Source organism: Pseudorhodoplanes sp. (genome assembly GCF_035565795.1).
GTDB lineage: Bacteria > Pseudomonadota > Alphaproteobacteria > Rhizobiales > Xanthobacteraceae > Pseudorhodoplanes.
This window is the reverse complement of record NZ_DATMRV010000092.1, coordinates 37,463-57,914: the sequence shown is the minus strand read 5'-3', so window position 1 is coordinate 57,914 and position 20,452 is coordinate 37,463. Positions and strand designations below refer to the sequence as shown.

General features: G+C 64.1%; 17 protein-coding genes. All 17 read left to right on the top strand.

Features of this window, described 5'->3' with window-relative positions; all coding sequences use genetic code 11:
• A partial coding sequence (locus VNZ93_RS09255; protein WP_325703314.1) for a division/cell wall cluster transcriptional repressor MraZ occupies positions 1–319 on the top strand: 319 nt, incomplete at its 5' end.
• Positions 319–1,350 carry a 16S rRNA (cytosine(1402)-N(4))-methyltransferase RsmH gene (rsmH, locus tag VNZ93_RS09250; protein WP_414710028.1) on the top strand — a complete coding sequence of 344 codons (1,032 nt, stop codon included), beginning with the start codon at positions 319–321 and terminating at the stop codon, positions 1,348–1,350. The genes VNZ93_RS09255 and rsmH, both read left to right, overlap by 1 nt.
• On the top strand, positions 1,347–1,724 hold the full coding sequence (gene ftsL / locus VNZ93_RS09245; RefSeq protein WP_414710027.1) for a cell division protein FtsL: 378 nt from the start codon (positions 1,347–1,349) through the stop codon (positions 1,722–1,724). The genes rsmH and ftsL overlap by 4 nt, the downstream gene beginning before the upstream one ends.
• Before the next feature lie 44 nt (positions 1,725–1,768).
• On the top strand, positions 1,769–3,463 hold the full coding sequence (locus tag VNZ93_RS09240) for a peptidoglycan D,D-transpeptidase FtsI family protein (RefSeq protein ID WP_414710026.1): 1,695 nt from the start codon (positions 1,769–1,771) through the stop codon (positions 3,461–3,463).
• A 158-nt stretch (positions 3,464–3,621) separates the two neighbouring features.
• Positions 3,622–5,067 (top strand): UDP-N-acetylmuramoyl-L-alanyl-D-glutamate--2,6-diaminopimelate ligase, encoded by a 1,446-nt coding sequence (locus VNZ93_RS09235; protein WP_325703305.1) that lies wholly within the window; start codon positions 3,622–3,624, stop codon positions 5,065–5,067.
• Positions 5,064–6,503: a UDP-N-acetylmuramoylalanyl-D-glutamyl-2,6-diaminopimelate--D-alanyl-D-alanine ligase gene (locus VNZ93_RS09230; protein ID WP_325703302.1), complete on the top strand. Its 1,440-nt coding sequence runs from the start codon at positions 5,064–5,066 to the stop codon at positions 6,501–6,503. Before VNZ93_RS09235 ends, VNZ93_RS09230 begins: the two co-directional genes overlap by 4 nt.
• A 7-nt stretch (positions 6,504–6,510) precedes the next feature.
• Complete coding sequence (mraY, locus tag VNZ93_RS09225; protein ID WP_325703299.1) at positions 6,511–7,599, top strand: phospho-N-acetylmuramoyl-pentapeptide-transferase; 1,089 nt, start codon at positions 6,511–6,513, stop codon at positions 7,597–7,599.
• Positions 7,596–8,966, top strand: a complete 1,371-nt coding sequence (gene murD / locus VNZ93_RS09220; protein WP_325703296.1) for a UDP-N-acetylmuramoyl-L-alanine--D-glutamate ligase — start codon at positions 7,596–7,598, stop codon at positions 8,964–8,966. The genes mraY and murD overlap by 4 nt, the downstream gene beginning before the upstream one ends.
• Before the next feature lie 146 nt (positions 8,967–9,112).
• Positions 9,113–10,267 (top strand): putative lipid II flippase FtsW, encoded by a 1,155-nt coding sequence (gene ftsW / locus VNZ93_RS09215; RefSeq protein ID WP_325703293.1) that lies wholly within the window; start codon positions 9,113–9,115, stop codon positions 10,265–10,267.
• 77 nt (positions 10,268–10,344) lie between these two features.
• The gene (murG, locus tag VNZ93_RS09210) at positions 10,345–11,481 is read left to right on the top strand and encodes an undecaprenyldiphospho-muramoylpentapeptide beta-N-acetylglucosaminyltransferase (protein WP_325703289.1); all 1,137 of its coding nucleotides are present in this window, start codon (positions 10,345–10,347) and stop codon (positions 11,479–11,481) included.
• A gap of 71 nt (positions 11,482–11,552) precedes the next feature.
• A complete protein-coding gene (murC, locus tag VNZ93_RS09205) occupies positions 11,553–12,956 on the top strand; it encodes a UDP-N-acetylmuramate--L-alanine ligase (RefSeq protein ID WP_325703286.1) in 1,404 nt (467 codons plus the stop codon).
• Between the two features lie 17 nt (positions 12,957–12,973).
• Positions 12,974–13,891: a UDP-N-acetylmuramate dehydrogenase gene (murB, locus tag VNZ93_RS09200; protein WP_325703283.1), complete on the top strand. Its 918-nt coding sequence runs from the start codon at positions 12,974–12,976 to the stop codon at positions 13,889–13,891.
• A complete protein-coding gene (locus VNZ93_RS09195; RefSeq protein ID WP_325703279.1) occupies positions 13,888–15,090 on the top strand; it encodes an FAD-dependent monooxygenase in 1,203 nt (400 codons plus the stop codon). Before murB ends, VNZ93_RS09195 begins: the two co-directional genes overlap by 4 nt.
• Entirely contained in the window at positions 15,087–16,004 is a 918-nt protein-coding gene (locus tag VNZ93_RS09190; RefSeq protein WP_325703276.1) for a D-alanine--D-alanine ligase, read from the top strand. Before VNZ93_RS09195 ends, VNZ93_RS09190 begins: the two co-directional genes overlap by 4 nt.
• A gap of 326 nt (positions 16,005–16,330) precedes the next feature.
• A complete protein-coding gene (locus VNZ93_RS09185; RefSeq protein WP_325703273.1) occupies positions 16,331–17,230 on the top strand; it encodes a cell division protein FtsQ/DivIB in 900 nt (299 codons plus the stop codon).
• Positions 17,227–18,549 (top strand): cell division protein FtsA, encoded by a 1,323-nt coding sequence (gene ftsA / locus VNZ93_RS09180; protein WP_325703270.1) that lies wholly within the window; start codon positions 17,227–17,229, stop codon positions 18,547–18,549. The genes VNZ93_RS09185 and ftsA overlap by 4 nt, the downstream gene beginning before the upstream one ends.
• A gap of 88 nt (positions 18,550–18,637) precedes the next feature.
• On the top strand, positions 18,638–20,338 hold the full coding sequence (gene ftsZ / locus VNZ93_RS09175) for a cell division protein FtsZ (RefSeq protein WP_325703267.1): 1,701 nt from the start codon (positions 18,638–18,640) through the stop codon (positions 20,336–20,338).
• Positions 20,339–20,452 lie beyond the last annotated feature (114 nt).

Below are 20,452 nucleotides of genomic sequence, written 5' to 3'. Positions count from 1 at the left end.
GCTGATGGCGGAAATCGAGGATCTGATCGGACGCTTTCCGCCTTTTTCGGACGAGCGCGAGCAGTTTGCGACGGCGCTCTACGGAACCGGCGAGACCCTGAAGATGGACGGCGAGGGGCGGGTCACGCTTTCCGACCAGCTCAAGGACCATGCCGGGATCATGGACGCGGTCGCGTTCGTGGGGCTCGGCCACAAATTCCAGATCTGGGCGCCGGACCGCTTCAGTGCGCGCCTTTCCGAGGCCACAGGAAAGATGCGTGCGTTGAAGAAGCGGCTCGGCTCCGAGCGTGCGGCGAACCCGCAAGGGGCGCGGGAATGATGACGGACCGCGACGGCGGAAACGCTGTCGATGGCGGACTGGTCCGGCATATTCCCGTGCTCGCCGCAGAAGTCCTGGACTTCCTGCGCGTGCGGGAGGGCGGCGTCTATATCGACGGCACCTTCGGGGCGGGCGGATATACGCGCGCCATACTGGACGCGGCCGATTGCCATGTGATCGCGATCGACCGCGACGAAACGGCTATCGCGCGCGGTGCCGGGCTGGTGGAAGCCGCCAATGGTCGGCTGGCCCTAATTCACGATCGCTTCTCCAACCTGGACGAGGTTGCGCGCGATGCTGGGAGCGAGGCGGTCGACGGTGTCGTGCTCGATATCGGCGTGTCGTCGATGCAACTCGATGAGGCGGAGCGCGGTTTTTCGTTCCGGAACGACGGCCCGCTCGACATGCGGATGGGCCGGGATGGTCCGAGCGTCGCCGATCTCGTCGCCGTGGCCTCCGAACGCGATCTGTCCGCCATCATCGCCCGTCTCGGCGAAGAGCGGTTCGCGCGGCCGATCGCGCGGGCCATCGTGCGGGCGCGCGATGAGGCGCCAATTACGACCACGAAGCAGCTTGTCTCCGTGATCGAGCGTGTCGTGCACGCGCGCCCCGGACAGATCCATCCTGCGACCCGAACCTTCCAGGCGCTGCGCATCTTCGTGAACGAGGAGCTGGAAGAACTCGCAGCGGCCCTCTCGGCGGCCGAACGCATCCTCAAGCCCGGCGGCCGTCTTGTTGTCGTGTCGTTCCATTCGCTAGAGGACCGCATCGTCAAGACGTTCCTCGCCGAGCGCAGCCGCATCGCAGCGGGTTCGCGTCATGCACCGGAGGCCCGCGGTCCGCAGCCGACCTTCAACCTGCTGACCAGGAAACCGGTCAGCCCAGGCGAAGACGAAGTCGAACGCAATCCTCGTGCGCGCTCGGCGAAACTGCGCGCCGCCGAACGCAACGCTGCGCCCGCGCATGAGGGGGATGCGGATGAGGTCATGCGGGGAGTGCCGACGCTGGCGGAGGCGATGCGGCCGCGATGACAATGCGCATTCTCCATCTGTTCGTCATTGTCGCGCTGATTGTGGCGGCGGCTTATGTCTACGACATCAAGTTCGAGGCGACGATGCAGGCCGAGCGCCTCGCGAAGGTGCGCGGCGAGATCAAGCGTGAACGCGATGCGATTGCGGCTCTGCGCGCGGAATGGGCAAGCCTCACTTCGCCTGGCCGCATTGAAGCGCTCGCACAACGCCATCTTCCACTCAAGCCGCTGGATGCATTCCAGATCGATTCGCTCGCGAATTTGCCGGAGCGGCCGAAGCCGCCGCAGTCGGAGCCGGCCGATCCCATCGCGGCCCTGATCGGCGATGAAGACCCGCTTCCGACCGGCTCCGTCAGCGAGCAGGGGGGGCAATGACGCAGGCCCCTGAAACGCAAACGCCGGCGCCGAAGAAGCCTTTGATGCAGCGGCTTCTGTACGGACAGAATGTCGACCGCGAGACCAAGAGCCGCGCGCGCGTCGGCCTGGTCATCCTCGCCTTCGCATGCCTCTACGTCATCATCTCGGGGCGTCTCGTTTATCTGGCCGCGACCTCGGACGGGCAGAACACGCGTCGCGGCGGCGGCGACATCGTCGCGACCGCGCGCCCGGACATCCTCGACCGTAACGGTGAAGTGCTTGCGACCGACGTTCGCATGCCGTCGTTGTTCGGCGAACCGCGCCGCATCATCGATGTGGACGAGGCGGAAGAATTGCTGACCGCAACCGTTCCGGACCTCAATCCGGTCGAGTTGCGCGAGCGTCTGTCTTCGAAGAAGGGTTTCGTCTGGCTGAAGCGCGAAATCACCAAGGAGCAGCAGCAACAGATCCATCGGCTCGGCATCCCCGGTATCGGCTTTCGCTCCGAGAACAAGCGCGTGTATCCGAATGGCGCGTCGGTCTCGCACCTGATCGGGCATGTGAATATCGACAATCAGGGCATTGCCGGCATCGAGAAGTGGCTTGATCGCAACGGTCTTGCCGATCTGCATTCGCTCGGATTCGCCAAAGACCGTCAGCAGAAGCCGACCGAACTCGCTGTCGACCTGCGCGTGCAGCATGCCCTCCGCACCGAATTGCTGGCCGCGCGCGACAAGTTCAAGGCCAAGGCCGCGGCCGGGCTGATCACCAACGTGAATACCGGCGAAATCGTCGCGATGGTGTCCGTGCCGGATTACGATCCGAACGACCCCCGCGAAGCGCTCGACAAGGAGCGCATCAACCGGTTGACGACCGGCGTGTACGAGATGGGCTCGACATTCAAGGCGCTCACGCTTGCGATGGCGCTCGATTCCGGCAAGTTCACGCTAGGCTCTTCGGTCGATGCGCGCTTTCCGCTGCAATATGGCCGGTTCAAGATCAACGATTTCCACGCGCAGCGTCGCGTCCTGACGTTGCCTGAAGTCTTCACCTATTCGTCGAATATCGGCACCGCGCGCATGGCACTCGCGCTCGGCGTCGAGCATCACAAGGCCTTCCTGAAGAAGATGGGCCAGCTCGACCGGCTGCGGACGGAAATTCCGGAAAGCGCCGAGCCGCTCGTGCCGAAGCGCTGGAGTGAACTGAACACGGTCACGATCGCCTTCGGTCATGGTCTGTCGGTTGCGCCTCTCCAGGCGGTGATGGGCATATCGGCGCTGGTGAACGGCGGAAAACTCATCCCGCCGACATTCCTGAAACGGAACGAGGAGGAGGCGGCGAAACTCGCACGTCAGGTGATCAAGCCTGAAACCTCCGAGCGCATGCGCTACCTGATGCGGCTCAATGCCGAAAAGGGCTCTGCGACCCGTGCGGAAGTCAAGGGCTTCTATGTCGGCGGCAAGACAGGCACCTCCGAAAAGGTGGTCAACGGCCGCTATTCCAAGACGAAGCTCCTGACGAGCTTCACCGCCGTGCTGCCGGCCGACAAGCCGCGTTATCTGGTACTGATCATGCTCGACGAGCCGCAGCCCTCGGCGGAGACCAAAGGCTACGCCACGTCGGGCTGGAACGCGGCGCCCACTACGGGCAAGGTGATCGCGAAGGTTGCGCCGATGCTGGGCATCGAGCCGCGCTTTGACCTGCCGCCGGCGGATCGGCAGATCCTGGCGGCCACGGCATCCGCGCGCGCGCGCTGATTTTTGGCGCTTTTCGTTTGGGAGGCCGCTTTTTCGCTGGCGTCCCTGTGCATTGCCACATGAATGACGCGGATGGCGGCAACAACGCAAATGCCTGCCTTCTCATTTCTTTTTTCTGACCTCTTGCCCCGCCGCCCGGGTGCGTGAAACATCGCGCGATGAAGCTCTCAGACATCTTTGAAGGATTCGCCCGAATCGACGATGCGGCCGGAGCGATCGAGGTTCATGGCGTCACGGCCGATAGCCGTGCGGTCAAGCCCGGTTACCTGTTTGTCGCGATCGCCGGAGCGAAGGACAATGGCCTTCGCTTCGCTGCCGATGCGGCGAAGGCGGGCGCTGCGGCAATCGTCGCGGAGCGGAACGACGCTGCGTCCGGAGTTCCGATTGTCGTTGTGCCAAGCGCGCGGCGCGCGCTCTCGCTCGTGGCTGCGAAGCTCTATCCGCGACAGCCCGAGATCGTTGCGGCAGTGACCGGCACCAGCGGCAAGACATCGGTCGCGGCCTTCCTGCGCCAGATCTGGGAGGCGGCGGGATATGCAGCGGCAAGCGTCGGCACGATCGGCGTGGTGTCGCCGAAGGGGGCGACCTATGGATCGCTAACCACGCCCGATCCGGTCGATCTTCATCGCACGCTCGATCAACTCGCAGGCGATGGCGTGACGCATCTTGCGATGGAAGCGTCCTCGCACGGTCTCGATCAGCACCGACTTGACGGTGTGCGCGTTGCCGCCGGCGGATTCACAAATCTCAGCCGCGACCACCTCGATTATCATCCCGATCTCGAGTCCTATCTGCAGGCGAAGCTGCGCCTTTTCGAGGACCTGATCGTGCCCGGCGGAGCCGCGGTGATTTCCGCAGATCACGCGGAGGCGAACCGCGTGATTGAATCGGCGTCGAAGCGTGGCCTGCGGGTCTTCACAGTCGGCCGCGACGGCGATGACATCCGCGTGGAAAAGAGCCGCATCGACGGATATGCGCAAAAGCTCACGCTTCGGTTCGACCGGCGCCGATACGAATTGCATCTTCCGTTGGTCGGCGAATTCCAGGTCGAGAATGCGCTCGTCGCGGCGGGGCTTGCGATCGTCACCGGCACGCCGCCCGATGCGGTCTTCGCTGCGCTTGAGGATCTGGAAGGCGCCAAGGGCCGACTGGAATTTGCGGGGCAGAACCGCGGCGCGCCCGTCTTCATTGACTATGCCCACAAGCCGGACGCGCTCGCGAAAACACTCGAGGCGTTGCGCCCTTATGTGAAGCGGCGGCTTGTGGTGGTGTTCGGCTGCGGCGGCAATCGCGACCAAGGCAAGCGGCCGATCATGGGCGCCATCGCTGCCGAGAACGCGGAGCGCGTGATCGTCACCGATGACAATCCGCGGAACGAAAATCCGGCCGCGATCCGTGCTGAAATCCTCAAAGCTGCACCGGGGGCGGTGGAAATCGCCGACCGCGGGGAGGCGATCCGGCGCGCCATCACCGAGCTTGAGGGCGGTGACGTACTGGTGATTGCGGGCAAAGGCCATGAAAGTGGCCAGATCGTCGGCGACCGGGTATTGCCGTTCAGCGATCATGAGGTTGTCGCTGCGGTGCTGGGGGGACTGAAGGCATGAGCGCGAAGGCGTTGTGGGCCGTCGATGCAATGGCGGCCGCCATGCAGGCGCGCGGCGAGGGGCCGTTGCCGAAGACAATTGGTGGCATTTCGATCGACAGCCGTACGCTGTCCCCCGGCGATGCATTTTTCGCGATCGCCGGAGACAACCGTGACGGACACGCCTTCGTCGAAGCCGCGCTCAAGGCCGGCGCCGGGCTCGCGGTGGTCGCGAAGAACAAGCGCGATACGCTTCCCACAGATGTGCCGCTGCTTGTCGTGGATGACGTGCTCGACGCATTGCGCGATCTTGCGCGCGCAGGACGCGCACGCCTCACTGGCAAGGTCATCGCGGTGACGGGTTCAGTCGGCAAGACCTCGACCAAGGAGGCCTTGCGGCTCGTGTTGTCGCGTGAAGGCGAGACACACGCGTCGGCCGCATCGTACAACAATCATTGGGGTGTGCCGCTGTCGCTCGCGCGCTGCCCGGCGGATGTGCGTTTTGCCGTGTTCGAGCTCGGCATGAATCATGTGGGAGAAATCGGTCCGCTGTCGCGCCTTGTGCAGCCAGATATTGCGATCATCACAACCGTCGCCCCGGTGCATCTCGAACATTTCCCGTCGATCGATGCGATTGCCGATGCCAAGGCTGAAATTTTCGAGGGGCTGATCGAGGGCGGCATCGCAATCCTCAATCGCGATAATGAGCAATTCAACCGCCTGGCCGATCGCGCGCTCGACGCGCGGGTGTCGCGCGTTGTCTCGTTCGGCGAGGAGGCGGGGGCCGACGCGCAGCTGACAAGATGCGTGCTGCAGCCGGACTTCTCCACGGTTCAGGCGCGCATTCTCGGTGATGACGTGACCTACAAGCTCGGCGCTCCGGGACGGCATCTTGTGATGAATTCGCTCGCCGTGCTCGCGGCCGCAAAGCTTGCAGGCGCCGACCTTGCGATGGCGGCGCTCGCACTTGCCGATTTGCAGCCGGCCAGCGGACGCGGCACGCGCATCATGCTGGATGTGCCGGGCGGGCAGGCCCTGCTGATCGACGAGAGCTACAATGCCAATCCGGTTTCGATGGCGGCGGCCATTGCGCTGCTGGGGCAAGCACAGCCCGGGCCGCGCGGGCGACGGATCGCCGTGCTGGGCGACATGCTCGAACTCGGCCCGCAATCGGGGGCGTTGCATGCTGGATTGGCCCAGCCGATTGTGGATCACGCGGTGGATCTGGTGTTTTGCGCCGGTCCCGCCATGCGAAATCTGTGGGAGGCGCTTCCCTCCAATCGCCGGGGCGGCTATGCAAACGACTCCGGCGCCCTCGAACCGCAGGTTCTCGACGCGGTCTCGGGCGGCGACGCCATCATGATCAAGGGCTCTTTCGGCTCGAAAATGACGCCAATCGTCAAGGCGCTGCAGCGCAAATTCGCGTCTCGCGCCGCGATGGATACAGCGCAAGGTTGATCGCCGCATGCTCACTTGGCTTGCCGACTATTCCGAGTCCTTCCAGGCTCTGAACATCTTCCGATACATCACTTTCCGCACCGGCGGCGCGCTGATGACAGCGGCGCTGTTCATGTTCATCGCTGGTTCGCCGATCATCGACTGGTTGCGCGCCGCGCAAGGCCGGGGACAGCCGATCCGCGAGGATGGCCCGCAATCGCATCTGAAGAGCAAGATCGGCACGCCGACTATGGGCGGGCTGATGATCATTTTTGCGGTGACGGTTTCCACCATCCTGTGGGCTAATGTCTACAATCCGTATGTCTGGATCGTGCTCGGCGTGACCGTCGCGTTCGGAATGATCGGCTTCTATGACGACTATCTGAAGGTGACCAAACAGCAAGCCTACACGGCCTTCTCAGGCAAGCTGCGCATCACGGCGGAAACCGTGGTTGCGATCCTTGCCTGTCTTGCGATCTCCCAACTCGGGCGGCCGGCTTTCGCCACTTCGCTGACCTTTCCGTTCTTCAAGGACCTGATCCTCGATCTCGGATGGTTCTTCATCGTGTTCGGCGCCTTCATCATTGTCGGCGCGGGCAATGCGGTGAACCTGACCGACGGTCTCGACGGCCTTGCGATTGTTCCGGTGATCATCGCGGCGCTCAGCTTCGGACTGATCGCCTATCTCGCCGGCAATGCGCTGTTCGCGGATTATCTGCAGATCCATTACGTCGCCGGCACCGGCGAACTAGCGGTGTTATGCGGCGCTGTCATAGGGGCGGGGATAGGCTTCCTCTGGTACAACGCGCCACCGGCCTCGATCTTCATGGGCGATACCGGATCGCTCGCGCTCGGCGGCCTGATCGGTACCGTCGCGGTTGCGACCAAGCACGAGATCGCGCTCGCGATCATCGGCGGCCTGTTCGTGCTCGAGGCTGTTTCGGTGATCGTCCAGGTGGTCTCTTTCCGGATGTTCGGGAAGCGGGTGTTCCGCATGGCGCCGATCCATCACCACTATGAGCAGAAGGGCTGGACCGAGCCGCAGATCGTGATCCGGTTCTGGATCATCTCGATCATGCTCGCGCTGATCGGGCTGTCGACGCTGAAGCTGCGATGATCCCCGTCACCACCTTTGCCGGAAAGCGCGTCGCCGTCTTCGGTCTCGGCGGATCGGGGCTTGCGACGTGTTACGCGCTGATTGCGGGCGGGACGGATGTCATCGCCTTCGACGATGATGCGAAGAAGGTGGCGCAGGCGGCCGACGCGAAGGTCAACACCGCGGACCTGCACAATGTCGACTGGTCGAAGGTTGCGGCGCTGGTTCTCACGCCGGGCGTGCCGCTGACGCATCCGGAGCCGCATTGGTCGGCGAAGCTTGCCACGGCTGCGGGCGTCGAAATCATCGGCGATGTCGAATTGTTCTGCCGCGAGCGCCGCGCCCATGCTCCGGACGCGCCGTTCGTCGCCATCACCGGCACGAATGGCAAATCGACCACCACCGCGCTGATCGCGCATCTTCTCCGCCACGCGGGACGTGATGTGCAGATGGGCGGCAATATCGGGGTGCCGGTGCTGCAGCTCGATCCGCCCGGCCCGCAGCGCAACTACGTCATCGAATGCTCGTCCTATCAGATCGACCTTGCGCCATCGATCGCCCCGACCGTCGGCATCATGCTCAACGTCACGCCGGATCACATCGACCGGCACGGCACAATCGAGCATTACGCGGCGGTGAAGAGCCGGATCCTCGGCCGCGCCAAGGTGCGCATTATCGGCGTCGACGACGACTACGGGCGCGGCATGGCGAAGAATTTCACCGCGATGCAGCGGCCGATCGTGCCGATCTCGATCAAGCAGATCATCCCGCATGGCTATGTCGGCGGCGAACGCAACATCTATCGCACCGGCGGCAGCGAAGCTGACGATATCGCGGATCTGACCGGCATCGGTTCGCTGCGCGGCAGCCACAACATGCAGAATGCGGTGGCGGCCTTCGCGGCCTGTTCGGCGCTGGGTGTCGACGACAAGACCTTGCAGGAAGGTTTGCGCACGTTTCCCGGCCTTGCTCATCGCATGGAAGAGATAGGGAAGAAGGGCGCGGTGCTGTTCATCAACGATTCCAAGGCGACGAACGCCGACTCCGCGGCGAAGGCGCTAGCCTCGTTCGAGAACATCTACTGGATCGCGGGCGGCCTTCCGAAGGAGGGCGGCATCGCGAGCCTTGCGGAATTCTTTCCGCGCATCGCCAAGGCCTATCTGATCGGCAAGGCAGCGCCGGATTTCGCAAGGACGTTAGACGGGCATGTCGCCTACGACATGGCGGAGACGCTGGATGTGGCGCTGGAGCATGCGGCCCGCGATGCGGTGGCCGCCGGCAAACCGGCTGCGGTGCTGCTCTCACCCGCCTGCGCGTCGTTCGATCAGTTTCCGAATTTCGAAGTGCGCGGAAACAGGTTCCGCGAGTTAGTGCAGGCACTGTTGTGATCATCGTGGCCGAGCTTGTCCCGGCCATCCACGCCTGCGTTGGCCAGGACATGGATGCCCGCGACAAGCGCGGGCGTGACGGTCGATAGGGCGTTCATTAATCAAACCTAAACCCCGACAGGTGACTTTGAACCTTCGGGGGTTTCATGATCTCGCGCACGCAGCTTACGCCATTTGCCGTCTGGTGGTGGACGATCGACCGCCTGTTGCTGGCGGCGCTCGGCGCGCTCATGCTCGCCGGCATCATCCTGCTGCTCGCCGCGAGTTCGCCGGTTGCCACCAAGCTCGGGCTCGACCCGTTCTATTTCGTGAACCGGCAGATCCTCTATCTGATCCCGGCGATCGTGATCATGCTGGGAACCTCGCTCCTGTCACCGCAGCAGATCAGGCGGCTGGCACTTGCGGTGTTCGTTGTCGGCATCGTGCTGCTGGCGGGGACGCTGGTGTTCGGCACCGAGATCAAGGGCGCGCGGCGCTGGATCGTGCTGCTCGGCGTCAACATTCAGCCGTCAGAATTCGTCAAGCCCGCCTTTGTGATCCTGATCGCCTGGCTGTTCGCGGAATCCGCACGCAAGCCGGAGATGCCGGCCAATACGATGGCGCTGGCGCTGTTGGGATTGGTCGTCACTCTGCTGATGATGCAGCCGGACGTCGGTCAGACCATGTTGATCGCGATGGTCTGGGGCGCGCTGTTCTTCATGGCGGGCATGCGGGTGATCTGGGTCGTCGGCCTTGCCGGCACCGCCGTGGCAGGCCTCGGCGCGGCGTATCTGACGGTGCCGCATGTGGCGCGTCGCGTGAAGCGCTTCCTCGATCCGTCCTCCGGCGACACATTTCAGGTCGATAACGCGGTCGAGTCATTCCTGCGAGGCGGCTGGTTCGGCCAGGGGCCGGGCGAGGGTACGGTGAAGCGCATCCTTCCTGACAGTCATGCAGACTTCATCTTCGCGGTGGCGGCCGAGGAGTTCGGCATCGTCCTGTGTCTGATCGTGGTCGGATTGTTCGCCTTCATCGTGATCCGGGTGCTGTCGCGTGCGATGGCGGCGCAGGATCCGTTTGCGCGTTATGCCTCTGCCGGTCTTGCGATCCTGTTCGGCACCCAGTCCGCGATCAACATGTCGGTCAATCTCCACCTCATTCCGGCCAAGGGCATGACCCTGCCATTCATCTCCTATGGCGGCTCATCGCTGCTGTCGTTGGCGTTCGGGATGGGCATGGTGCTGGCGCTGACCCGCGAGCGTCCGCGCGCCGAGCAGTTCGGCCGCCATGGCGGCGCCATGCCGCTGCCACGCACCGCCTAGCCGCGCAATCCGGAATCGGGCGCACGGGCGCAGATGTGACGCTTCTGTATTTCTGCGTCGCCCTCTAGACTGACCTCATGACTGAAAGCCAGGTTGCTCCCCGCTCCAATCTGCTCGTCATGGTCGCCGCCGGCGGGACCGGCGGGCATCTGTTTCCGGCTGAATCGCTGAGCGCGGCGTTGGCGAAACGTGGTGTGCCGACCGTGCTCGCGACCGACAACCGTGCAGCCAAATACGGCGAGCATTTCAAGTCGATGGTCGTCGTGCCGAGCGCAACCTTTCGCGGACGCGATCCGATTTCGATCATCCGCTCGGGGGCCACGCTCACCCACGGCCTGGTCAAGGCGATCATGATGGTGCGTAGCGTGAAGCCGTCGGTTGTCGTCGGCTTTGGCGGCTATCCGTCAGTGCCGCCGGTCTTCGCCGCGAGCCTGATGAAAATCCCGACCGTCCTGCATGAACAGAACGCGGTGATGGGTCGTGCCAACCGATTTCTCGCCTCACGCGTCAGCGCGATCGCGACCGGCTTTGCCGGCGTGACCGACAAGGACAAATCGCTCGCAATCAAGACAACCTGCATAGGCAATCCGCTGCGGCCGGCGGTGCTTGCGGCCACCGGCACGCCGTTCGCACCGATTGAGCCGAACGGCCCGCTGCACATGCTCGTATTTGGCGGCAGCCAGGGTGCGCGCATCATGGCTGATATTGTTCCGCCCGCTGTGGCCAAACTCCAGCCGCATCTGCAGATGCGGTTGAAGATCACCCAGCAGGTGCGCGAGGAGGATATGCCGCGCGTGCGCGAGGTCTATACGCGCGCACAGGTCACGCATGAGATCGCGCCGTTCTTCACCGATCTGCCGGCGCGCATGGCCGCCAGCCATCTGGTGGTGTCGCGATCCGGGGCGGGAACGGTTGCGGAGCTATCTGCGATCGGCCGGCCGTCCATCCTGGTGCCGCTTCCACATGCGTTGGATCAGGACCAGGCGGCCAATGCGGCCGTGCTGGAAAAGGCCGGGGGCGCAATCCGCATTCTACAGAAGGATTTCACTCCGGACCGTCTTGCCACGGAAATTGACGGGCTGGCGGCCGATCCGGATCGCCTTGCCACAATGGCGGCGCGGGCCAAGGGCATAGGGGTGCTTGACGCCGCCGACCGGCTGGCTGATCTGGTGCTGAAGGTCGCCCGGGTTGCGGCCCAGGATCGGGTGGACTAGGCCGTCATGGCCGGCACAAGGCCGGGCGCGACGAAACCAAAATCGACGCTAGTGTTCGGGGGATTCACCGCATGAAGTTGCCGCGCAATCTTGGGTCGATCCATTTCGTCGGGATCGGTGGCATCGGCATGAGCGGGATTGCGGAGGTGCTTGCCAATCTCGATTATACGGTGACCGGCTCCGACGTGTCCGAAAGCGCGAACGTCAAGCGGCTGCGCGACAAGAACATCAAGGTTGCCGTCGGCCATGACGCCAAGAATGTCGATGGCGCGAGCGTGGTCGTGGTGTCGTCTGCGATCAAGCGCGACAATCCCGAACTGATCGCCGCGCGAGCCAAGCGGTTGCCGGTGGTGCGGCGCGCGGAAATGCTGGCCGAACTGATGCGGTTGAAGTCGGCGGTCGCGATTGCGGGTACGCACGGCAAGACCACGACGACGTCGATGGTAGCGACCCTGCTTGATGCGGGCGGGCTGGACCCGACCGTGATCAACGGCGGCATCATCAATGCATATGGCACGAATGCGCGGCTCGGTGCCGGCGACTGGATGGTGGTGGAGGCGGACGAGTCCGACGGCACGTTCCTGAAGCTGCCGGCCGACGTTGCGATCGTCACCAACGTCGATCCGGAGCATCTCGATCACTTCAAGACCTTCGATGCGGTGAAGGAGGCGTTCAAGGCCTTTGTCGAGAACGTGCCGTTCTACGGTTTCGCCGTCATGTGTACCGATCATCCGCAGGTGCAGGCGCTGGTCGGCCGCATCGAAGACCGCCGCATCATCACTTATGGTGAGAATCCGCAGGCCGATGCTCGTCTCGTCGGGCTCACGCACAAGGGCGGTGTGTCGCGATTTTCGGTGGTGTTCCGCGGCCAGGATGCGCAGGCCGAGCATGTCATCGACAATCTTTCGCTTCCGATGCCGGGGCGGCACAACGCGCTCAATGCGACGGCGGCCATCGCCGTTGCCCACGAATTGCTGGTCTCCGACGAGCAGATCCGTAACGCGATTGCGTCATTCGGCGGCGTGAAGCGCAGGTTCACCCGCACAGGCGAGTGGAACGGCGTGACCGTGATCGACGACTACGGTCATCATCCGGTCGAGATCGCCGCCGTGTTGCGGGCCGCGCGGGAAGCGAGCGAAGGTCGCGTGATCGCCGTGGTGCAGCCGCATCGCTATACCCGGCTGAAGGAATTGTTCGAGCAATTCTGCACCTGCTTCAACGATGCGGACGCCGTGATCGTTGCAGACGTCTATTCGGCCGGCGAAGCGCCGATCGAGAATGTCGACCGCGATCATCTTGTCGCGGGCATGCGTGCGCGCGGCCATCGCAATGTCTCTGCGCTGGAAAGCTCGGAGCGGCTGGCGTCGATGATCCGCGGTATCGCCAAGCCCGGCGACATGGTGGTCTGCCTGGGCGCCGGCAACATCACGCAATGGGCCTACGCGCTGCCCGGCGAGTTGCAGTCGCTGGGGTGAGCGCGTAACACGGCCGCATGACTTTCCCCGACATCACTCCCGACCTGAAATCGCGTATGCCGGCTTTGCGCGGCCGGTTGCTCGCCAACCAGCCGCTTGCTGAACTCACATGGTTTCGCGTCGGTGGTCCTGCGCAGGTCTTGTTCATGCCGGAGGACGAGAAAGATCTCGCCTATTTCCTGGCGAACCTTTCCGACGACATTCCGGTGATGGTCGTTGGGCTCGGCTCGAACCTGATCATCCGTGACGGCGGCGTGCCGGGCGTGGTCGTGCGGCTTGGTCGCGGCTTTAACGAAATGCATGTCGAAGGAACGCGCCTTCGCGCCGGCACGGCCGTGCCGGACGTGAAAGTCGCGCGCGCGGCGCAGGAGGCGGGTATCTCCGGTCTCGCTTTCTATCGCGGTATTCCCGGAGGCATCGGTGGAGCGCTGCGCATGAATGGCGGCGCCTACGGCCGCGAGACCAAGGACGCGCTGGTCGAGGCGCGTGGCGTCGACCGGAGAGGCAACGTCCGCGTCTACAGCAAGGCCGACATGAACTACACTTACCGGCATTGCGGAGCGCCGGAGGACATGATCTTCACGCAAGCGCTGTTCGAAGGTGTCAGTGGCGATCGCGCGACGATCGCGGCTGAAATGGACAAAATCACCGAGTCGCGCGAGGCGACGCAGCCGATCAAGAGCCGCACCGGCGGATCGACCTTCAAGAACCCGCCCGGTCAGAAAGCGTGGCAACTGATAGACGCCGCCGGCTGTCGCGGACTGGTCGTGGGGGATGCGCAGGTGTCCGAGCTGCACTGCAATTTTCTGATCAATCGCGGCAATGCAACTGCGTCCGACATCGAGACGCTAGGCGAGACCGTCCGCGAGCGCGTGAAAGCGACATCGGGCGTGACGCTCGAATGGGAAATCAAGCGGATTGGAGTGAGTGCGTGAAAAAGGACCCTGTCATTGTCGTCGGTGGCGGGCTCGGTGGCGCCATGGCGGCGCTGGCGCTCGGGCGGAAGGGGTTCGACGTTCTTCTGCTCGAGGAGGCGCAAGAGTTCGGGGTCATCGGCTACGGCATTCAGCTCGGGCCCAACGTGTTCTGGATGCTCGACCGGCTCGGCGTGACGGATGCTGTTCTGGCGGTTGCGCTGCGGCCGAAGTCGATCGTCATGTACGACTGGATCGATGGCAAGGCGATTGCGCGCATCCCGACCGGCGAATCCTTTCTGCAGCGTTTCAAGAGGCCCTATGTCGTCATTCATCGCGTCGATCTTCATCGGGTCCTGCTGGATGCGTGCCGCGCGATGCCGAACGTGCAGATGATCGCGGATACCGCGGTCAAGTCGTTTGAGGATCTCGGTGACCGCGTGCGGGTCGATATCACCGACGGCCGCCAATACGAAGGCGCGGCGCTAATTGGCGCCGACGGCATCCGCTCCATCATCCGCCAGCAGATGACCAACGAGGGGCCGCCGCGTACGCTCGGCTATGTCGCCCACCGCACCATCGTGCCGATGGACGATGTCAATTTCGACGTGGACACCGACAACGTGGTGATGTGGTCCGGCGACGGCTTCCACATCGTCCATTATCCGCTTCGGGATCATACCCTGTTCAATGTCGTCACCGTGTTCAAGACGCTGGACATGGCGCCGACCGATACCGACAGTCCGCATCCAGATCTAGCGCGCGTGTATCGCGACTCGCATCCGACCATGAAGAAGCTTTGGGCGATGATGGATCTGTCGCGGCGCGGTTGGGTGTCCCATGATCGCGACCCGATCCGGCACTGGAGCCGCGGCCGCGTCACCTTGCTGGGCGATGCCGCGCATCCGACGCTGCAGAGCCTCGCGCAGGGCGCCTGCATGGCGATCGAGGATGCGGTGTGCCTCGCCGAATTGCTCAGCGATACCTCCGGAAATCAGGTCGAAGCCAGCTTCAGGCAGTATGTGAACGCCCGCTATTTGCGGACAGCCCGGGTTCAATACGAGTCCCGCTATCTCTGGGACAATTGGTACCATGTTGGCGGTATCGAACGCGAAGTCATGCGTGAGATCTGGGAGAAGAAGAGCGAGCAGGACATGTTCGACTGCGTCGCCTGGCTCTATGACGGCTTCAAGTTACCCGGCAAGCAGGAGGCTGCATGACCAAGCACGTCGCATTCCTGATGGGGGGCTGGTCGTCGGAGCGTGAGGTTTCGCTGAACTCCGGCAACCCTTGCGCTGATGCCGCCGAGCGCGCGGGCTATCGCGTCACGCGCGTCGATGTCGCGCGCAACATCGCGACCGTGCTCGATGAACTGAAGCCGGATGTTGCGTTCAACATCCTGCACGGGCGGCCGGGCGAGGACGGAACCATCCAGGGCATCCTCGAAATCCTCAGCATCCCGTACACGCATTCCGGCGTTCAGGCGTCCTCGCTTGCTATGAAGAAGGACGCGGCCAAGGTGATGCTTGCCGCGGCCGGTGTGCCGGTGCCGCAGGGCAAGGTGATTTCGCGCTTCGAAGCCGGCAAGGCGCATGCGCTGCCGCGTCCCTATGTGATCAAGCCGATCGCGGAAGGCTCGAGCGTCGGCGTGTTCATCGTCACCGACAATCACGAGCATCCGCCGCAGGAATTGTTCCGTGAGGACTGGACATTCGGCGAGATGGTGCTGTGCGAGACCTATATCCCCGGCAAGGAACTGACCTGCGCGGTGGTGAAGGGCGAGGCCACCGGCGTGATCGAGATCGTACCCAAGGTCCGGTTCTACGATTTCGAGGCGAAATATGCGCCCGGCGGTTCCGAACACGTGCTGCCGGCGGTGATCCCTGACGAAATCACGCGCGCCGTGCAGCGCTTCACGGTGATGGCGCACAACGCGCTCGGCTGTCGTGGCGTGTCGCGCGCCGATTTCCGCTACGACGACACCCGCGGGGTCGATGGGCTGGTCTGCCTCGAGGTCAATACGATCCCCGGCATGACGCGGACCTCGCTTGTACCCGAACTTGCCGCGCATGCCGGTATCTCGTTCGAGGATCTGATTACCTGGATGATCGAGGATGCGTCGCTGAACAGGTGAGGCCGGTTGCCCCGGCGGAAGCCGGCCTGACGACCTGGGACTTGTGGCGTGTCGCGGCCGCGGCAACGACCGGCCGGTTCGCAGCGACGATTTGTTAAACATTTACCAAAACTTTACCAAACGCGCCGAAGACTGACCCGACGAGGCTCATCACGCTCTAGGCTGCCTTTCGGGGCGCCGTGCTGTGACGCGCACGGAATGTTCGCTGCAACCGCAGCGAGGGGGACGGAGGTCTTGGTGTCTTTCGGACGACGCCATCGCAAGCTCAATCGGATCGCGTGCCGCTGCTGGCTTTGCAGCGCCGGGCAGGCGTGAGGGGCTGGCCGATGGCTGATCGGGTACGCATCGCTCAATCGGAGACGCGCAGCGCCGGACAGCGCCGCACGAGCAGGATGCAGCGGCTCGCGATGCGCATCGACCGTCTCGTGCCGCGCGGCGCGGGCACGCTGTCGGCACTGGCGCTCGTGCTTGCGAGCGTCGGCTATGGCGTCGTCAAGGGCGGCCATACCGAGGCGGTCGCGGCCCAGATTGCCGATATCCGCGATGCGGCGGCGAACTCTGTCGGCTTCGAGATCGCTTCGATCGCGCTGACCGGCGAGAAGCAGCTCACCCGCGAAGAGATTCTCAACATCGCCGGCATTTCGGGGCGTGCCTCGCTGCTGTTTCTCGATGCCGATGCGGCTCGTGCCCGGCTGAAGGCCAATCCCTGGATCGCGGACGCCACGATCCTGAAACTGTTCCCGGACCGCTTGCACATCGCCGTCACCGAACGGCGCGCCTTTGCGCTTTGGCAGAAGGACGGCCGTGTCGGCGTCGTCTCCCGCGATGGCGTGACGGTCGAGCCCTTCGTCGCCCCGCATGTCGCCCATCTGCCTCTGGTCGTGGGCGAAGGCGCAAACGTCAAGGCGGCCGAGTTTCTCAGCGTGATGAATAACTATCCGGAGTTGCGCGATCAGGTTCACGCCTACGTTCTGGTGGCGGACCGTCGCTGGAATCTGCGGTTGAAGAACGGCATCGATATCCGCCTGCCGGAAGCCGATCCGGTCGAAGCGATCGAGGCGCTGCTTGAGCTCGATCGCGACAAGAAGCTACTGACCCGCGACATCCTCGCCATCGATCTGCGGATCCACGACCGCGTGACCGTTCGCCTGTCCGACGAAGCTGCGGCCGCGCGTGCGGAGGCGCTTAAAGAAAAGAAAGCCAAGCGCAAGGCAGGTGACGCATGAGCCTCCTGCAAGCCGGCGTCGCTCCCAAGATGAAGCCGATTTCTCCGAAGCGGACGGCTCTCGTCGCCGCGCTCGATGTCGGCACCAGCAAGGTCGTCTGCGTGATCGCGCGGCTCGATCCGAAGCCGGGCCACGACGTGCTGCGACGCCGCAGCCATGCGATCGAAGTCATCGGCTTCGGGCACACCGAGGCGCGCGGCATGAAGGCCGGCAGCGTCGCGGACCTTGAGGCCGCCGATCGCGCGATCCGGCACGCGGTGGAGCTCGCCGAGCAATCCGCGGGCGTGCATCTGGAGTCCGTTGCGGTCTCGATTTCGGCCGGACGGCTTGCGAGCGAGCGGTTCACGGCGTCGGTCGACGTGGCAGGTCCGTCGATTCGCGACAGCGACATCGCCCGGCTGCTGCAGGCCGGCAGTCAACATTCCGGCCGGGAGGGGCGGGTCGTCCTTCACTCGCTGCCGCTGGGCTATGCCATTGACGGCGTTCACGGGATCAGGGACCCGCGCGGCATGCTCGCGCGCCGGTTCGGCCTCGACATGCATGTCGTGACTGCCGACACGGCCGCGCCGCGAAACCTTATGCTTGCGATCGAGCGGGGCCAGCTGTCGGTCGAGGCGATGGTCGCGTCGCCCTACATGGCCGGGCTGTCAGCTCTCGCGGACGACGAGTCCGATCTCGGCGCTGCAATCGTCGATATGGGCGCTGGAACGACGACGATCGCGGTGTTCTCGGGCGGCCGGTTCGTCCATGTCGATGGCTTCGCGGTCGGCGGCTATCACGTGACCATGGACCTTGCGCGTGGACTGAACGCGAGGGTCGCAGACGCCGAGCGAATCAAGACGTTCTATGGCACAGTCGCGTCTGGAATGAGCGACGAACGCGATATGATTCCGGTGCCCTCAGTTGGTTCGGATTCGCGTGAGCCGCCGCAAGTCGTCTCCCGCGCCGCGTTGGTCCCGTTTATCAGGCCGCGCGTCGAAGAAATCCTGGAGATGGTTCGCGACCGGCTTTCGGCGTCTCCGTTCGCGGCCGAACCGCAGGGGACTGTGGTGCTGACAGGCGGCGCCAGCCAGCTTGCAGGCTTGCCGGACATCGCGTCGCGCATTCTGGGGCGTCAGGTGCGTGTGGGAAGGCCCTTGGGCGTGTCCGGTCTGCCGGAAGCAGCCAAGGGGCCTGCTTTTGCCGTCGCTGCGGGGCTGCTCGTGTATCCCCAGGCGGCGCATCTCGAACACTTCGAACCGCGGAAAACGCGGCAAATGATGACAGGAACAGGCGGTTATTTCGCAAGGGTCGGTCGATGGCTGAAAGAAGGCTTCTGATGACCCGAATGCAGGATCTCCGGGACGGCCGGCGGCGGACCGGTCTTTTCGGGGACGCTACTCACGCCCGCGTATGGAAGAGGCAGCCATGACAGTTAATCTCACAGCTCCGGACATCCGCGAGTTGAAGCCCAGGATCACCGTCTTCGGTGTCGGTGGGGCCGGCGGCAACGCGGTCAACAACATGATCTCGGCCGGGCTTCAGGGCGTCGAATTCGTCGTCGCCAACACTGACGCTCAGGCCCTGACATCGTCGAAGGCGCCGCGCAAGATCCAGATGGGTGTGCAGGTCACCGAGGGCCTCGGTGCCGGTTCGCAGCCCGAGGTGGGTAAGGCCGCGGCCGAAGAGGTGATGGACGAGATCCGCGATCACCTGAGCGGCGCGCATATGGTGTTTGTCACGGCGGGCATGGGCGGCGGTACCGGAACCGGTGCTGCGCCGGTGGTCGCCAAGGTCGCGCGCGACATGGGCATTCTCACGGTCGGCGTCGTCACCAAGCCGTTCCAGTTCGAAGGCGATCGGCGCATGCGCTATGCCGAATCCGGCATCGGAGAATTGTCGAAAAATGTCGACACGCTGCTGATCATCCCGAATCAGAATCTGTTCCGGGTCGCCAATGAGAAGACCACCTTCGCCGACGCCTTCGCGATGGCGGACCGGGTGCTCTATTCGGGCGTCGCCTGCGTCACCGACCTGATGGTCAAGGAAGGTCTGATCAATCTCGACTTTGCCGACGTCCGCGCGGTGATGCGCGAGATGGGTAAGGCGATGATGGGTACCGGCGAAGCGTCCGGCGAAAAGCGTGCGATCACCGCCGCGGAAGCCGCGATCGCGAATCCGCTGATCGACGACAACACGATGAAGGGTGCCAAGGGCCTCCTGATCTCGATCACCGGCGGCAAGGACCTGACCCTTTACGAGGTGGACGAGGCCGCGACTCGCATCCGCGAGGAAGTCGACAAGGATGCCAACATCATCGTCGGAGCGACCTTCGACGACAGCCTCGAGGGCATCATCCGCGTCGCCGTGGTTGCCACGGGTGTCGATCGTCCGGCCGTTGGAGCAAAGCCGGCGGCCGAGCCCGCGAAACGTGCTTCGCACGAAATCCCGCGCCCCATCGAGCGCCCGAAGCCGGCCGCCGCCGCGCCCGCGCCTGCTCCGGCACCCGCACCGGCCGCGGCTTACAGCCCGGCTATCGATGCCGCTGCAACTGCCGCCGTCGCCGCCGCTCTCGGCCAGGACATGCAGGACTCCCCGCACGATGCGTTCGACGATGTCACCATCCGTCCGACGCCGCAGAAGCCCTCGCTTTTCGTCGAGCCGGTTGCGCCACCGCCGCCTCCTCAGCCCGAGACGTTCGGCAACTTCATTCCGCCGAACGCCGAGCGAGTGCCGCAGCGTCCGCGGATGCCGCGAATCGATGAATTGCCGCCCCAAACACAGCGTGAGATCCAGGCTCAGCGCGGGGAACTGCCGCCGCAGGAACCCGAAAAGCAGCGAATGTCATTGCTGAAGCGTCTGGCGTCGGCCGGTCTTGGCCTGAAGACGGATGATGATTCGCATCGCGAATCGCACCCGGCACCGGCCCAGCGGATGCCCCAGGTACCGCCGATGCCGCAGCGTGCGGCGCCCCGGCCGACGGAAGGCCGCGATCCGGTATCCGAATATGCGCGCCGTCCTCAGGGACCGCAGGGCCTCGACATGCACGGGCGGCAGGCTCCTGTGAATAATTCGCCCGAGGACGATCAACTCGAGATTCCGGCCTTCCTGCGCCGGCAAGCCAATTGACCGCTCTTTTGATCATGAAATCGGAAAGCCCCGGCCGGACGGCTGGGGCTTTTTGTTTTGCCCGTTCGCTAAGTTGCTGGCCTTTCGAGCAAATCCCGACGATGCAAAAATCGC

What these genes read in the sequence shown, in the direction of transcription:
- rsmH (WP_414710028.1), top strand. Translation starts at nt 319, where the DNA reads ATGACGGACCGCGACGGCGGAAACGCTGTCGATGGCGGACTGGTCCGG.
- ftsL (WP_414710027.1), top strand. Translation starts at nt 1,347, where the DNA reads ATGACAATGCGCATTCTCCATCTGTTCGTCATTGTCGCGCTGATTGTG.
- VNZ93_RS09240 (WP_414710026.1), top strand. Translation starts at nt 1,769, where the DNA reads ATGCAGCGGCTTCTGTACGGACAGAATGTCGACCGCGAGACCAAGAGC.
- VNZ93_RS09235 (WP_325703305.1), top strand. Translation starts at nt 3,622, where the DNA reads ATGAAGCTCTCAGACATCTTTGAAGGATTCGCCCGAATCGACGATGCG.
- VNZ93_RS09230 (WP_325703302.1), top strand. Translation starts at nt 5,064, where the DNA reads ATGAGCGCGAAGGCGTTGTGGGCCGTCGATGCAATGGCGGCCGCCATG.
- mraY (WP_325703299.1), top strand. Translation starts at nt 6,511, where the DNA reads ATGCTCACTTGGCTTGCCGACTATTCCGAGTCCTTCCAGGCTCTGAAC.
- murD (WP_325703296.1), top strand. Translation starts at nt 7,596, where the DNA reads ATGATCCCCGTCACCACCTTTGCCGGAAAGCGCGTCGCCGTCTTCGGT.
- ftsW (WP_325703293.1), top strand. Translation starts at nt 9,113, where the DNA reads ATGATCTCGCGCACGCAGCTTACGCCATTTGCCGTCTGGTGGTGGACG.
- murG (WP_325703289.1), top strand. Translation starts at nt 10,345, where the DNA reads ATGACTGAAAGCCAGGTTGCTCCCCGCTCCAATCTGCTCGTCATGGTC.
- murC (WP_325703286.1), top strand. Translation starts at nt 11,553, where the DNA reads ATGAAGTTGCCGCGCAATCTTGGGTCGATCCATTTCGTCGGGATCGGT.
- murB (WP_325703283.1), top strand. Translation starts at nt 12,974, where the DNA reads ATGACTTTCCCCGACATCACTCCCGACCTGAAATCGCGTATGCCGGCT.
- VNZ93_RS09190 (WP_325703276.1), top strand. Translation starts at nt 15,087, where the DNA reads ATGACCAAGCACGTCGCATTCCTGATGGGGGGCTGGTCGTCGGAGCGT.
- VNZ93_RS09185 (WP_325703273.1), top strand. Translation starts at nt 16,331, where the DNA reads ATGGCTGATCGGGTACGCATCGCTCAATCGGAGACGCGCAGCGCCGGA.
- ftsA (WP_325703270.1), top strand. Translation starts at nt 17,227, where the DNA reads ATGAGCCTCCTGCAAGCCGGCGTCGCTCCCAAGATGAAGCCGATTTCT.
- ftsZ (WP_325703267.1), top strand. Translation starts at nt 18,638, where the DNA reads ATGACAGTTAATCTCACAGCTCCGGACATCCGCGAGTTGAAGCCCAGG.